Here is a 14,676-nt window from a genome sequence, read left to right on the forward strand (position 1 = left end):
TGCGGCCTTTACTCGCGCCATGGGGGCGCTGCGCGCAGCGTCTCATGTGAATCTCCGGGGAATGAAATGAAGAAGATCCTGCTCGCAACCGTTGCCCTCATGGCGCTCGCCGCAGCCGCGCCGGTCTATGGCGCCGATCTCGGCGCCCGCCCTTATTACAGCAAGGCGCCGGCGCCGGCTTACGCCGCGCCGATCTACAATTGGACCGGTTTCTATATCGGCGGCCACATCGGCGGCGCCTTCAGCGGCAGCGACAGCTTTAACGGCTTCGCGCTCGGCGATGATAGCACCCGCTTCCTCGGCGGCGTCCAGGTCGGCGGCGACTGGCAATTCCATCCGAACTTCTTGATCGGCGTCGAAGGCCAGTACTCCTGGCTCGGGGGCGACCAGGTCAACGCCGCGTTCCCCGGCGGCTTCGTCTATAACAACGACCAGCGCGGGATCGGCTCGATCACCGGCCGCGTCGGCTGGACCTGGGGCCCAGGCCTGGTCTACGCCAAGGGCGGCTACGCCTATTCCGACAACAACGAGACGCTGACGTTCGTCGGCGTCCCGACAGGCTTCGCGCTCAATGACAGCCACCGTAACGGCTTCACCGTCGGCGGAGGCATCGAATACATGTTCGCGCCCAACTGGTCGGCCAAGGCCGAGTATCAATATTACGATTTCGGCGACAGCCACTTCATCGCGCCGGCCCCGCTGGTGCCGTTCGGCAGCTTCCACAATGACGAGCACACCGTGAAAGCCGGCATCAACTACCGCTTCAACTTCGGCAATTTCGGCGGGCCGGTGGCCACGGGCTACTGATCGCAAGCCGAGAGATCTGAATGAGAGATCTGAAAAAGGCCGGCATTGCGCCGGCCTTTTTTGATTCTCGCGAGGTTGTAGATACGAGTCCTCTGCAAGCACTGCGCGATCAATTCCGACGTGCGGAACAAAGCCGTTTCAACGCGCCTTGCGCGGCAAAAATTGCAGCGCGGAGTGTTCGAGTTCCCGATTTTGTTAACCCGCCATCGCGATACTGCCGCGCGAGGATTTCAGGCTCAAGGACAGTGACTGCGGGGGCAGGCAGATGGCGTTACGATTCCGCTTCGGTAAATTGAAACTTAACGGCATCCGGCGTCCGCGATGGGGCGTCAGGGGCAGCCTGTTCGCGGCGTTCGCCGTCATCGCCGCCATGGCGATCGTGATCAGCGCGGGCGCTGCGATGGTGTTCGAGCAGCTCGGCAGGACCATGGGCGACCTCTCCGGCCGCGACATCCCGCGGCTTGCCGCGAGCCTGCAATTGTCGGCGCAAAGCGCCAGCCTGGCGAGCCAGGGACCGGCGCTGCTCGCCTCACGCACCGAGGAGGCCCTGAACGAGCGCTCCGCCAAGATGAAGGAAGCGCAGAAGCAGGCGCTGCAGAAGCTCGACGAGATCATCAAGCTCGGCGCCGACAAGGCGATTGGCACCGCGCTGACCGACACCGTCAAGAACATCGACGACGTGATACAGAGCCTCGGCTCGGCCGCGCGCGAGCGGCTGGAGACGGCGGCGTTGCACGACAAGCAGTATGAAACGCTGCGCAAGGCGCAGGCCAAGTTCGTCACGGCCTCGGCACCGGCGATGATGGACGCGCAGAGCCAGCTCCATGCCATCCTCGGCGCCGCCGAGCCGTCATCCGACGACGCGAGCAGCGCCGCCCGCGTCGTCGAGCAGCTCGGCAATGTGATCGCGAGCGGCAATCTGATGGCCTCCAACATGGCCGCGGCGCTGTCGGCGACCAACAGCGACACGCTGGAAGCGATCGAGAAGGATTTCAAGCAGGTGCTCTCGCAGATGAAATCCAATCTGGAGATGCTGCCGAAGAATCCCGGCACTAGGGCGCTGGCCGATGCCGCCGCAACGCTGCAGACGCTCGGCCAGGGCAAGACCGGCGTCTTCAAGGTCCGCCAGAAGGAATTGGACGCCACCGACTTCGGAGAGACCATCCTGGAAGAGACGCGCAAGCTCAATGTCGGGCTCGGCATCAGCGTTCAGCAGCTCGTCGACGGCGTGCGGAAGGCGACCGATACGTCTACCAGCCAGGCACGCCAGGAGATTTCGTTTGCGACCACGGTGATGCTCGCGCTCGGCGTCGCCACCCTGATCGGCTCGATCCTGTTCGTCTGGCTCTATGTCGGCCGCAGCATTCTCAAGCGGCTCAAGGGCCTGCAGGACTCGATGCAGCGGCTGTCGGCCGGCGATCTCGACACCGAGATCCCTCAGAGCCGCCAGGACGACGAGATCGCCGCGATGGCGAAGGCGCTGACGGTATTCCGCGAAAGCATGATCGAGGGCCGCGCGCTTTCGGCCGAACAGGACAAGGATCGCATCGCCAAGGCGGAGCGCGCTTCGCGCATGGAAGCCCGCATCGTCGAATTCGAAGCCACCGTCCGCAGCGCGCTCGACAGCCTGCAGAACTCAGCCAGTTCGATGCAGTCGACGGCACAGAGCATGTCGGCGACCGCCGACCAGTCCAGCGCGCTGGCGAACACGGTCGCTTCCGCAGCGGAGGAGACCTCGGTCAACGTGCAGACGGTGTCCGCGGGCACCGAGGAGCTCTCGTCCTCGATCGCCGAGATCGGCCGCCAGGTCGTGACCTCAGCCGAGATCGCGCGCAAGGCGGTGGAAGAAGCCGGCCAGACCGACGTCACCATGCAGGGCCTCGCCGACAACGCCGGGCGCATCAGCGTGGTGGTCGACCTGATCCAGACCATCGCCTCGCAGACCAACCTGCTCGCGCTCAACGCCACCATCGAGGCGGCACGCGCCGGCGAGGCCGGCCGCGGCTTTGCCGTGGTCGCCTCCGAGGTGAAGAGCCTCGCCAACCAGACCGCTAAGGCGACCGACGAGATCCGCCAGCAGATCGTCAGCATGCAGGAGGTGACGACGACGGCGGTTTCCGCGATCCGCAACATCAGCAATACGATCGGCGAGATCAACGACGTCACCACCGCGATCGCCGCCGCGGTCGAGGAACAGGGCGCGGCGACGCGCGAGATCGCCCGCAACATCCAGCATGCGGCCGGCGGCACCAGCGAGGTCTCGAGCAATATCGTCGGCGTCAGCAGCGCCTCGGCGGAAGCCGGCACCGCCGCCGGCGACGTGCTGAGCGCCTCCAACGAATTGCGCCGGGAGGCCGAGGTGCTGCGCGCCGAAATCGACGCGTTCCTGTCGAATATCCGCGCGGCCTGACACCGTCATTCCGGGGCGTGCGCCAGCACGAACCCGGAATCCATCGAGCGGCAGGATCCGGCGGAGAAATGGATTCCGGGCTCGATGCTGGCGCATCGCCCCGGAATGACAGGGGGCCATGCCCATTATCCGGACGGCTATCTGCTTTTTTGAGCTAGCGCCGGGCGGCAGGTACCGCTAAGCCGGTAAGCCATGCATTCGAAAACGGACAGCGTGCAGTCCTCGGCCGAGGCGCTGCGATACCCCTTCGAAAATCACCCCGGCCCGGACCAGGTCGTGGAAGTGATGCCGGGCGTGCTCTGGGTGCGGCTGAAACTGCCGTTCCGCCTCAACCATGTGAACATCTATCTGCTCGCCGATGACGACGGCTGGACCATGATCGATTCCGGGTTCGGCAACGAGGAATCGATCGGCGCCTGGACGACGCTGTTCGAAGGCCCGCTCAAGGACGTGAAGATCACCCGCCTGATCGTGACCCACTCGCATCCCGATCATGTCGGGCTTGCAGGGTGGATCGTCGAGCGGTTCGGCTGCGCGCTTCACATGTCGCAGGTCGAGTATCTGCAGTCGGTCTATCACCAGAACCGCGGCACCGAGGAGCGGCTGAAGGCGCAGCGGCTGTTCTTCCGCCGTCACGGCATGGACGAGGACCTCACCGACAAGCTGCTCGGCCGCGGCCAGGACTACCTGAAGCGGGTGTCGGTGCTGCCGCCGTCCTACCGCCGCCTCACGCATGGTGACGAGGTCGTCATCGGTACACGGCGCTTCAAGGTCATCACCGGCGGCGGACATGCGCTCGACCAGGTGATGCTCTATTGCGCCGCCGACAAGCTGTTCCTCTCCGCCGACCAGGTGCTGAGCAAGATCTCGCCCAACGTCAGCGTCTGGGCGGTCGAGCCGGAACAGAACTCGCTCGGCGAATATCTGGCCTCGCTGGCGAGCCTCACCACCACGCTGCCCTATGATGCGCTGGTGCTGCCCGGCCATGGCGTGCCGTTCTACGGCCTGAAGACACGGATCAAGCAGCTCGCCGACCATCATGAAGAACGTTGCCGGCTGATCGCCGAAGCCTGCCGGGACACCGCGAAAACCTCCAAGGAGCTGGTGCCAGTCGTGTTCCACAAGCACGTGCTGGACGCGCACCAGATGGGATTTGCCGCCGGCGAACTGATCGCCCACGTCAACTACATGCTGGTCGAAGGCCGGCTGACGGCCGAGGAGATCAACGGCGTGCTCTGGTTCCGCACAACCTGACGCCGGTCGGCGGCCCCTAAAGCGCGATGAGACAAGGATGAATCATCATCGCGCTTTAGGTTATTGTTTGAGCATGATCTTTCCGGAAAACCGCTCCACACTTTTCCGGATCATGCTCCAGCTCATTTCATCTGGGCAATCGCGTGCAGCGCCGCGATGTAGCCATATGGCCCCAGGCCGCAGATCACGCCGGTCGCCACGACGGAAATCCTGGAGTGCCGGTGATATTCGTCGCGGGCGTGGATATTGGAGATATGCACCTCCAGCACCGGCCCCTCGAACGCCTTGATCGCGTCCATGATGGCGACGGAAGTGAACGAGAAGCCGGCCGGGTTGATGATGATGGCGTCCGCATCCTGCCGGGCCGACTGAATCAGGTCGACGATCACCCCTTCATGGTTGGATTGGTGGAAGGCGATCTTCAAGTCCAGCCCGGCGGCCGCTTGCCCGCAGCTTTCCTCGATCTGCGCGAGCGTCGTTGTCCCGTAGATATGTGGCTCCCGTACGCCCAACAGATTCAGATTGGGACCATTCAGAATCATCACTCGTTTCATGGTGCGTCCTCCTCCTCGCAACCTTCGGTGGGCCATCTGGCGCAATGAGTTCCGTGGCCGACACCGTGCACCATATTGCAGGTCAGGGCCACGCCGGCCGGTAGCGCGATCAAGCTGTCGTCGAGGGATTTACGCCCCGGCTGCCGCGCTCGCGCAACGTCGTGCGAAGTCGAAAGCGGGCCCATGGCCTGTGCGACCCGGCCGGGCGTTCGGACGCGCGTAGCGCCTTGATCCACATCAAGATTTGTCCCGCCTCGGTGGACAATCTGTCCAATGCCCACCGCATGCCCAAACGTGGGATAGCGCATGGACATTAGAGCTGGAAAAGCTCTAAGAAGAGGCGGCCGCCCCGGCCGGGTTCTGCTCCAGGTTTTGCCCATGGATTACAGCCAGTTTTTCAGCGCCGCCCTCAACCGCCTCCATGACGAGCGGCGCTATCGCGTGTTTGCCGACCTCGAGCGGATCGCGGGCCGCTTCCCGCATGCGACCTGGCATTCGCCGAAGGGCCAGCGCAATGTCGTGATCTGGTGCTCCAACGACTATCTCGGCATGGGCCAGCATCCCAAGGTCGTCGGCGCCATGGTCGAGACCGCGACCCGCGTCGGCACCGGCGCCGGCGGCACCCGCAATATCGCCGGCACCCACCATCCCCTGGTGCAGTTGGAGGCGGAACTCGCCGACCTTCACGGCAAGGAAGCGGCGCTCTTGTTCACTTCGGGCTACGTCTCGAACCAGACCGGCATTGCGACGATCGCAAAGCTGATCCCGAACTGCCTGATCCTGTCGGACGCGCTGAACCACAATTCGATGATCGAAGGCATCCGCCAGGGCGGCTGCGAGCGGAAGATCTTCCGCCACAGCGACCTTGCGCATCTGGAGGAGCTGTTGCGCGAGGCCGGTCCCGACCGGCCGAAGCTGATCGCCTGCGAAAGCCTCTACTCGATGGACGGCGATGTCGCGCCGCTCGCGCAGATCTGCGATCTCGCCGAGCGCTATGGCGCCATGACCTATGTCGATGAGGTCCATGCGGTCGGCATGTACGGTCCGCGCGGTGGCGGCATCGCCGAGCGCGATGGCGTCATGCACCGTATCGACGTGCTCGAAGGCACGCTGGCGAAGGCATTCGGCTGCCTCGGCGGCTATATCGCCGCCAAAGCCGAGATCATCGATGCCGTGCGTTCCTATGCGCCCGGCTTCATCTTCACGACCGCGCTGCCGCCCGCGATCTGCTCGGCCGCCACCGCTGCGATCCGCCACCTCAAGACCTCGAACTGGGAGCGCGAGCGCCACCAGGAGCGCGCCGCCCGCCTCAAGGCGATCCTGAACGCGGCCGGCCTGCCCGTGATGTCGAGCGACACCCATATCGTGCCGCTGTTCGTCGGCGACCCCGAAAAGTGCAAGCGCGCGACCGACATCCTGCTCGAGGAGCACGGCATCTATATCCAGCCGATCAACTATCCGACGGTCCCCAAGGGCACCGAGCGGCTGCGGATCACGCCCTCCCCCTACCACGATGACGGCCTGATGGACGGCCTCGCCGAGGCCCTGCTGCAGGTCTGGGAGCGGCTCGGGCTGCCGCTCCGCAAGCAACCGCTGGCGGCGGAATAACCTTAACCACGCGCCACATCAGGAAGCGTCGTCTGGAACGGCGGCGCACGGTGCGCCGCCCGCCTGATCCCGCTATACTCTCCCGCCACGGCTCGCCTTGAGGCCGGGAAGGGAGATCAGCAGCGATGCTGCACGACTGGGGCGTCATCGCCGCCGCATTCGCCTATATCGGGTTCCTGTTCTTCGTCGCCAGCCGCGGTGACCGCTCGCCGCCGGCGCAGCGCGGCCGCGCGGGCATGGTGATCTATCCGCTGTCGCTCGCGATCTACTGCACCTCCTGGACCTTCTTCGGCTCGGTCGGATTTGCGACCCGCACCAGCGTCGACTTCCTCGCGATCTATGTCGGCCCGGTCCTGATGATCGGCTTGTGCACGCCGCTGCTCCGCCGCGTGATCGGCCTTGCCAAGTCGCAGAACATCACATCGATCGCCGACTTCATCGCCGCGCGCTACGGCAAGAGCCAGGCGGTCGCCGCCACCGTGGCGCTGATCGCGATCATCGGCTCGGTGCCCTATATCGCGCTCCAGCTCAAGGCGATCGCCTCCTCGCTGGAAACGATCCTGACCGAGGACAGGGCGTTTTCCTCGGTCCCGATCCTTGGCGACATCGCGCTGGTGGTGACGCTGGCGATGGCCGTGTTCGCGGTGCTGTTCGGCACCCGGCAGACCGACGCCACCGAGCACCAGCACGGCCTGATGCTGGCCGTCGCGACCGAATCCATCGTCAAGCTGGTGGCATTCCTCGCCGCCGGCATCTTCGTCACCTTCTGGATGTTCTCACCGACCGAACTGATCGAGCGCGCGATGAAGACGCCGGAAGCGGTGCGCGCGATCGAATATGTGCCGTCGATCGGCAATTTCCTGACCATGACGCTGTTGTCGTTCTGCGCGATCATGCTTTTGCCGCGCCAGTTCCATGTCAGCGTGGTGGAGAACTCAAGCCAGAACGAGGTCGGACGCGCGCGCTGGCTGTTCCCGCTCTATCTCGTCGCGATCAACCTGTTCGTGATCCCGATCGCGATCGCGGGGCTCGTCACCTTCCCGTTCGGCGCTGTCGACAGCGACATGTATGTGCTGGCGCTGCCGATGGAGGCCAACGCATCGCTGCTCAGCGTTGCCGTCTTCATCGGCGGGCTGTCGGCGGGCACCGCGATGGTGATCGTGGAATGCGTGGCGCTGTCGATCATGGTCTCCAACGACATCGTGCTGCCGATGGTGCTGCAGCGAAGCCGCGAAACGCTCGCCGGCCAGAAGGATTTCAGCGACTTCCTGCTGAGCGTGCGCCGCTTTGCGATCTTCGGCATCATGGTGATGGCCTATTTCTATTACCGCGCGCTCGGCAACACCCAGCTTGCCGCGATCGGGCTGTTGTCGTTCGCGGCGATCACGCAGCTTGCGCCCGCCTTCTTCGGTGGGCTGCTCTGGCGACAGGCGACCGCGCGCGGTGCCATCGCCGGCATGGTGGTCGGCGTCGCCGTGTGGATCTACACGCTGTTCCTGCCGAGCTTCCTGGAGAGCAGCACCACGGGGCTGATGCTGCTGCAGCACGGCCCCTTCGGCATCGAGGCACTGCGGCCGCGGGCGCTGCTCGGCACCGACCTGCCGCCGCTGCTGCACGGGGTGCTGTGGAGCCTTTCGCTGAACATTTTCACCTACCTCGTATTCTCGCTGGCGCGCGAGCCGACCTCGATCGAACGCCTGCAGGCCGACCTGTTCGTGCCCCACACGTTCACCCCGATCGCGCCGAGCTTCCGGCGCTGGCGCACCACGGTCACGGTGCAGGACATCCGGAGCACGGTGGCGCAATATCTCGGGCCCGAGCGTGCCGGTCATGCCTTCGAGGCGTTTGCGGCCGAACGTGGCGGCAGGCTCGACCCAGCGGCGCCCGCCGGTCTCGAATTGCTGCAGCATGCCGAGCGCCTGATCGCTTCCTCGATCGGCGCCGCCTCCTCGCGGCTGGTGATGTCGCTGCTCTTGCGCAAGCGCACGGTTTCGGCGAAGGCCGCGCTCAAGCTGCTCGACGATTCCCATGCGGCGTTGCATTTCAACCGCGAGATCCTGCAGACCGCGCTCAACCATGTGCGCCAGGGCATCGCGGTGTTCGACGTCAATCTGCAGCTCATCTGCTCGAACCGGCAATTCGCCGAGATCCTGGCGCTGCCGGCGCATCTGGTTCAACTCGGCATCCCCTTGCCCGAGATCCTGGAGTTCATGGGAGCGGTCAATCCGCAGGGCTCGGGCGACGCGCAGCTCATGCTGGAGAAGCGGCTCGCCGCCTACACCACCGAGGGCGAGCCTTACCTGGAGCGGCTGCCCGACCGCCACATGGTGATCGAGGTCCGCACCAACCGGATGCCCGGCGGCGGCTTCGTCATCACCTTCTCCGACGTGACGCCGAGCTTCGAGGCGGCCGAGGCGCTGGAGCGCGCCAACGCGACGCTGGAAAAGCGCGTGCGCGACCGCACCGAGGAACTCACCCGCCTCAACTCCGAACTGGCGCTGGCCAAGAGCGCCGCCGAGGACGCCAACATTTCCAAGACGCGATTTCTCGCGGCCGCCAGCCATGACATCCTTCAGCCCCTGAACGCGGCACGGCTTTACGTCACGAGCATGGTGGAGCGGCAGCAAGGCGGCGAGGATTCCCGCCTGGTCGAGAACATCGACGACTCCCTGGAAGCGATCGAGGAGATTCTCGGCGCGCTGCTCGACATTTCGCGGCTCGATGCCGGCGCGATGACGCCGTCGATCAGCCGCTTCAAGATCGGCGATCTCATGCGTTCGCTCGAAATCGAGTTTGCACCGATCGCGCGCGCCAAGGGACTGGAGCTGACCTTCGTGCCCTCTTCGCTGGCGGTCGAGTCCGACCGCTCGCTGCTCAGGCGGCTCTTACAGAACTTCGTTTCCAACGCGATCAAGTATACGCCGCGCGGGCGCGTGCTGGTGGGCTGCCGCCGGCGCGGCCGGTCGCTCAATATCTGCGTCTACGACACCGGCGTCGGCATTCCCGTGCTCAAGCGCGGCGAGATCTTCAAGGAGTTCCACCGCCTCGAACAGGGCGCGCGGATCGCGCGCGGCCTGGGACTTGGGCTGTCGATCGTGGAGCGGCTGGCGCGCGTGCTCAACCATGGCATTGCGCTCGACGCCAATGCCGGCGGCGGCTCGGTGTTCTCCGTGACGGTGCCGGTCGCGCTCGCCATCAATCATACGGGCCCGGTGACCAGTGCGACGCCACTCGCCAAGACCCCGATCAGCGGCGCGCTGATCGTCTGCATCGAGAACGACCCGGCGATCCTCGACGGTATGAAGACGCTGTTGACCGCCTGGGACGCCCGGGTGATCGCCGCCACTGATCCGGAAAGCGCGATCGGGGCGATCGACGCCGCGGGCGGGCGCGTCACCGGCCTTCTGGTCGACTACCACCTCGACCGCGGCAACGGCGTCGCCGCGATCCGCGACATCCGCCGACGCTTCGGCGAGGGGCTGCCTGCGATCCTCATCACCGCCGACCGCAGCCCCCATGTCCGCGCTGCCGCGCGCGAGGAAAACATCGCGGTGCTCAACAAGCCGGTGAAGCCGGCGTCGCTGCGCGCCTTGCTCGGACAATGGCGGTCCCAGCAAATGGTGGCGGCGGAGTAGGTGCGCGCTCCAATCTATCTCCTCACCCTGAGGAGGTCGCGTAGCGACCGTCTCGAAGGGCGAGGCCACCGACTGGACCTCATGGTTCGAGACGCGCTACGCGCTCCTCACCATGAGGGGCGACATTTTCCAGCGCGGCTGATCACCCCTGCGGCGTGCCTTGCCGCCATTGGCCGCCGGCGATCTTGGCGGCGGCGATCACGGCCTGGGTGCGGCTTTCGACGCCGAGCTTTTGCAGGATCGCGGATACATGTGCCTTGATGGTGGCCTCGGAGACGCCGAGCTCGTAGGCGATCTGCTTGTTGAGCAACCCTTCCGACAGCATCATCAGCACGCGGACCTGCTGCGGCGTCAGCGTCACCAGCCGGTCACGCAGCCGCGCCATCTCGGGGTCGCCGGCCAACGACAGGTCGGTGTCGGCGGGAACCCAGACGTCGCCGTCCATCACCTTCATGATGGCATCGCGAAGCGTGTCAACGCCGAAGCGCTTTGGGATGAAACCGGAGGCGCCGAAGTCGAGCGAACGGCGGATCGTGTCGGCATCGTCGGTGGCGGACACGATCACCACCGGAACCGCCGGATACTGCGCGCGCAGGTAGATCAGGCCGGAGAAGCCGCTGATCCCCGGCATGGTCAGGTCGAGCAGGATCAGGTCGACGTCGGCGTCCTTCTCGAGCAAGGCGGTGAGTTCATCGAACGAACCGGCCTCGGTGATGACGGCCGAACTCACAACGCTCGCGACCGCCTGCCGCAGCGCATCGCGGAACAGCGGATGGTCATCGGCGATGACGAGGCGGGTGGTTGCGCTGGTTGTTACGGTCATCTGTTCTGTGCGCCGACGAGAAATCGGGTAAGCATACAACTCGTTGCTGATCAAACAGCAATTCAATTGTCCACTGACAGGAACTGTCTTGCAAGGCAACCTTCCACTCGGAATCGCAAGGCAGTTAATACAGGCGCCAATTGCAAGGATGTTTGCAGGGATGCTGCAGCGCAACAATGGGCATTCACCCTCAATCCTTGAACAGCAGGCCGCGGGTTAGGTCATGGATCGCCGTGACCGCGTGCAGCGCCGTCCTCAGTCGATCGCGGTCGCGAGCCGACAATCGCTTCACGGAAACAATATTGGAGGGCGGAGTTCCATGGGCAATATCCTCGATCTGCTGAGACAGGATCAGCTCGAGAAAGACGCCGTGGGCCTCGACAAGCGCATCGAGATCGGTCTCGCCATGGCCAACCAGCGCCTTCACGCCAGCGAGTCGCTGCGATGTCGACCGGTCCATCACATGGTAGCGGATCGCCATCGCGCGCGCGGCGGCGACCACACCGAAAAGCCCGGCCGCCTTGAGATTGATGCGGCCGCCTTCGGTGCGGATACCACCCAGGAGTTTGAGGCTCGTGGGAATCTGGATGCCCTCGACCAGCAGCTTGGCAAACGCGACCTGCCCCTCGGCTGCCGCGAAAGCGTGCTGCCTCACGACGACCGCAAGGTTGCCGTCGCCGTGGACGGCACGCAGATCAAAAAAGATATCGACGGACAGTAAATCCCGGGGATCAGAGCGCGTGATCCAGTTGTCGATGCGTTCGCGCCACGTCGCGACGGAACCGCGCCAAGGCGCGTTCTTCGCCATCACGCCGCCCTTGCAATAGGGCACACCGACCTCATGCAGAATGTCCGCGACGAGAGCCCCGAACGCCGCGAACCAGCGATCCTCATCGCCTCCGGGTTCGCCTTGCTCGAAGATCACCGCATTGTCCTGATCCATCGCCAGCAGGCTTTCGCCGCGTCCGGCGGACCCGAGCACGAGTAATGCATATGGCATCGGAGGCTCGCCGTCGCCGCGCTCCCGCATGAGCCGCTCGGCGATCACGGCGGCCTGGCGGGAGAGGGCGCAGAGTTCGCTGGAAATCACTTCCGCGATCTGACGGCCGGACAATCCTTCCGCCAAGAGCACCTCCGCCACCCGCGGCAGCTTCGCCCAGGCAACCGCAAGCGCGCGGGCGTCCTCGGCATCCTCGATCTCGTCCCCGAGCGATATCGCCTCCCCGGCCCGCAGGCGCAGCAGGTCCCGCGCGGACAATGCACCGACCACGCGGCCGGCGTCATCGACAACGCCGAGATGGCGGATCTTGAGACGATTCATTCGGCTAATGGCGACGTAGACAAACGCATCCGCAGGAACCGAATCGAGCGGCCTGCTCATGATCTCACCAACCGGCAGTTCGAGCGCTGGAGCGCCGAGCCGCGCGATCGCCCGCAGCACGTCGCGCTCCGTGACGATCCCCGCCTCAACCGCCCTGGTTTCGTCCGGGTCTGAAGGAGGCCCGCGCACATACAAAGCCGAGATCTTTTCGCCCGCCATTCGCGCCAGGGCATCGATCAGCGGGACCTCCGACGGGACGAAGATCGCCGGCGTCCGCATGATGTCGCGGTTGCGGTGGCAGTAGGCGTAGGCGTCGAAGCGCCTCAGCGTCCGCTCTGCATCGATCCGGGCCGTCGCGTCGACCGCCTCGATCCAGCCAAGCCGCACCTGATCGTCGAGCACTGCGGTGAGCGCGCGACAGGCCCGTTCAGCTTCGGCAATGGTACGGATACCGTGCTCGCGCAATCTCGGCACCAGCCCCAGGAATATCCGCGCCGTCGTGATCGCATCGCCGAGCGCGGAATGCCGCTTGGCCACGTCGACGCCAAGCCAGACCGCGAGGTTCTCCAGCTCATATCCGCCCAGCTCCGGCGCGACTATCTCGGCAAGCAGCCTGGTATCGAGCGTTCGAGGCCGGGACCATGGCAAGCCCGCCAGATCGCATTCGCGCTTGAGCACCGCGAGATCGAAACCGATCATGTGCCCGATTACGATGGTCCGACCGAGAAACGCTTCGAAATGCGGCCAGACATCCACGAACAACGGCGATTCAGCGACGGTCGCATCGTCGATGCCATGAACGCGGGTCGCCTCGATCGGGATCGGCTGATCGGCCGGCCGCAGCAATTGACGAAACGAGCCGCCATCGACCAGCTTTCCGGCTGAGAGACGCACGCCGGCAAGCTCGATCACCCGCGCCTTGCGTGGATCGAGCCCGGTGGTTTCGGCATCGATGACAACGGCGTCGAGCGACAGAAGCGGGGCAGCGCCACTCGTCCTGTCCATGGACTTTCCCCTCAGAGCCGGGCCATGCGAAGCCGGTCGACAAACCGGGCATCGGCAGAGGCCGGGCGGTTCTACTTCAACAGCGCGCTGGTCACCGCAGCCGCATCGATGCGATCGACCAATTCGTCATGGATGTTGCACAGACTGACGCGCAGGTAGTTGCGCGTCGTCTGGAAGTCCCGTCCACGCAGCTTTTCGTGGATCGGCATCATGGAAAAATAGATTTCCGCCAGCGGCTCGGGAATGTCCATCACGCGCTTGGGCGCATACCCGCCAACCAGATCGAGCCGATGCTCCAGTTCGCGTCGAGCCTCCAGCCATGTGACCTCGCCGATCGACGGCGGCACCGGATACCGGTCGAAGACCGAGAGCACGACCAGGATGAGCTGGTCGAGAACCGCGCGGCGCTGCATCGCGGCGTGCGGCCGCAACACCCCATCGACCATCTCGCCGACCATCGAAAGGCCCAGCGGAAACGCCTGCCAGCGCGAATGCTCAACCGATTTGGCAAACCGCTCCTCGGCGAACAGGACCTTGGCGTAGTGCCCGGCGCGGGCGCGCGAATACTCGAAGATTCCCTTTTGCACGATGAAGGCGGATTGCGCGTCGATGAAATCGGCGAGCTCCTGCCGGGTGCGAATCGGCGGACGGGGACGAAACAACTTTTCGAACAGCTTCATCGCAGCCTGATCCTGCCAAACCGGCCGGAGCTACTTTCGCTCCTCGGCCCGTGCCTGCAAAGCGCAATGTTTCCAACGCAGCATCGTTGTTAGCAGTCGCAATAAATCTTACCCGCCGAAAGTCTAATTAGGCCCTGACCATTTGCGATGTTAGCCTGAATCACTCCTAAACTGGCACAAGACCGGTGGAGCCGCGGCGCGGGGGATGCCGCACTGATGGGATTGCAATCCCTCAACCGTTCAATCCCGGCGCATTTGCGGACCGGTTTTTGAGGGAGGAATTGCAACCCATGGCCGACTCACCAAGCATGAAAGAGAGAGAAGTAGCGCACTGGGCGAAGACCTCGCGCCTGATGTTCACGCATCTCGGCATCTGGTTCTTCTTCGGCTTCATCATCCACATGTTCGTGGTGCCACTCAACAAGATCGTCATCCCGATCCTCGGTTTTCCGCTCGGCTTCTATATGGCGGCGCAGGGATCGCTGATCGTGTTCGTGGTCATGCTGTTCGTGTTTGCGAAGCAGCAGGACAAGATCGACCGCGAATTCGATTTTGCTGAGGACGATTGAGGGGGAGGAG

General features: G+C 64.6%; 10 protein-coding genes. 6 read left to right on the forward strand and 4 right to left on the reverse strand.

Features of this window, described 5'->3' with window-relative positions; genetic code table 11:
• The first annotated feature begins 66 nt into the window (after positions 1–66).
• The 3 genes from ACVJGD_RS24905 (at position 67) to ACVJGD_RS24915 (ending at position 4,471) form a co-directional block, all read left to right on the forward strand.
• Complete coding sequence (locus tag ACVJGD_RS24905) at positions 67–807, forward strand: outer membrane protein (RefSeq protein WP_456636784.1); 741 nt, start codon at positions 67–69, stop codon at positions 805–807.
• 265 nt (positions 808–1,072) lie between these two features.
• Positions 1,073–3,217 (forward strand): methyl-accepting chemotaxis protein, encoded by a 2,145-nt coding sequence (locus tag ACVJGD_RS24910; protein ID WP_456636785.1) that lies wholly within the window; start codon positions 1,073–1,075, stop codon positions 3,215–3,217.
• Positions 3,218–3,409: 192 nt separating this feature from the next.
• Entirely contained in the window at positions 3,410–4,471 is a 1,062-nt protein-coding gene (locus ACVJGD_RS24915) for an MBL fold metallo-hydrolase (protein ID WP_456636786.1), read from the forward strand.
• A gap of 122 nt (positions 4,472–4,593) precedes the next feature.
• Here the strand turns inward: ACVJGD_RS24915 and aroQ are convergent, their stop codons facing one another.
• Positions 4,594–5,025 carry a type II 3-dehydroquinate dehydratase gene (aroQ, locus tag ACVJGD_RS24920; protein WP_456636787.1) on the reverse strand — a complete coding sequence of 144 codons (432 nt, stop codon included), beginning with the start codon at positions 5,023–5,025 and terminating at the stop codon, positions 4,594–4,596.
• A 378-nt stretch (positions 5,026–5,403) separates the two neighbouring features.
• Between aroQ and hemA the strand changes: the two genes are divergently transcribed.
• Positions 5,404–6,633: a 5-aminolevulinate synthase gene (gene hemA, locus ACVJGD_RS24925; protein WP_456636788.1), complete on the forward strand. Its 1,230-nt coding sequence runs from the start codon at positions 5,404–5,406 to the stop codon at positions 6,631–6,633.
• 125 nt (positions 6,634–6,758) lie between these two features.
• Positions 6,759–10,268, forward strand: a complete 3,510-nt coding sequence (locus ACVJGD_RS24930; protein WP_456636789.1) for a PAS domain-containing hybrid sensor histidine kinase/response regulator — start codon at positions 6,759–6,761, stop codon at positions 10,266–10,268.
• A gap of 142 nt (positions 10,269–10,410) precedes the next feature.
• On the opposite strand, the gene ACVJGD_RS24935 is transcribed toward ACVJGD_RS24930, so the two are convergent.
• The 3 genes from ACVJGD_RS24935 to ACVJGD_RS24945 form a co-directional block, all read right to left on the reverse strand.
• Positions 10,411–11,091: a response regulator gene (locus tag ACVJGD_RS24935; protein WP_456636790.1), complete on the reverse strand. Its 681-nt coding sequence runs from the start codon at positions 11,089–11,091 to the stop codon at positions 10,411–10,413.
• 190 nt (positions 11,092–11,281) lie between these two features.
• On the reverse strand, positions 11,282–13,417 hold the full coding sequence (locus tag ACVJGD_RS24940; RefSeq protein WP_456636791.1) for a DUF294 nucleotidyltransferase-like domain-containing protein: 2,136 nt from the start codon (positions 13,415–13,417) through the stop codon (positions 11,282–11,284).
• 71 nt (positions 13,418–13,488) lie between these two features.
• A complete protein-coding gene (locus ACVJGD_RS24945; RefSeq protein WP_456636792.1) occupies positions 13,489–14,097 on the reverse strand; it encodes a hypothetical protein in 609 nt (202 codons plus the stop codon).
• 290 nt (positions 14,098–14,387) lie between these two features.
• On the opposite strand from ACVJGD_RS24945, the gene ACVJGD_RS24950 reads away from it, so the two are divergent.
• Positions 14,388–14,666 (forward strand): DUF4212 domain-containing protein, encoded by a 279-nt coding sequence (locus ACVJGD_RS24950; RefSeq protein WP_456636793.1) that lies wholly within the window; start codon positions 14,388–14,390, stop codon positions 14,664–14,666.
• Positions 14,667–14,676: the final 10 nt, after the last annotated feature.

The sequence above is a fragment of the Bradyrhizobium sp. USDA 10063 genome, assembly GCF_054063735.1.

Bases quoted from the DNA above. Each gene is read 5' to 3' on its own strand.
- hemA (WP_456636788.1), top strand. From the start codon at position 5,404: ATGGATTACAGCCAGTTTTTCAGCGCCGCCCTCAACCGCCTCCATGAC.
- ACVJGD_RS24905 (WP_456636784.1), top strand. From the start codon at position 67: ATGAAGAAGATCCTGCTCGCAACCGTTGCCCTCATGGCGCTCGCCGCA.
- ACVJGD_RS24915 (WP_456636786.1), top strand. From the start codon at position 3,410: ATGCATTCGAAAACGGACAGCGTGCAGTCCTCGGCCGAGGCGCTGCGA.
- ACVJGD_RS24950 (WP_456636793.1), top strand. From the start codon at position 14,388: ATGGCCGACTCACCAAGCATGAAAGAGAGAGAAGTAGCGCACTGGGCG.
- ACVJGD_RS24940 (WP_456636791.1), bottom strand. From the start codon at position 13,417: ATGGACAGGACGAGTGGCGCTGCCCCGCTTCTGTCGCTCGACGCCGTT.
- ACVJGD_RS24910 (WP_456636785.1), top strand. From the start codon at position 1,073: ATGGCGTTACGATTCCGCTTCGGTAAATTGAAACTTAACGGCATCCGG.
- aroQ (WP_456636787.1), bottom strand. From the start codon at position 5,025: ATGAAACGAGTGATGATTCTGAATGGTCCCAATCTGAATCTGTTGGGC.
- ACVJGD_RS24930 (WP_456636789.1), top strand. From the start codon at position 6,759: ATGCTGCACGACTGGGGCGTCATCGCCGCCGCATTCGCCTATATCGGG.
- ACVJGD_RS24945 (WP_456636792.1), bottom strand. From the start codon at position 14,097: ATGAAGCTGTTCGAAAAGTTGTTTCGTCCCCGTCCGCCGATTCGCACC.
- ACVJGD_RS24935 (WP_456636790.1), bottom strand. From the start codon at position 11,091: ATGACCGTAACAACCAGCGCAACCACCCGCCTCGTCATCGCCGATGAC.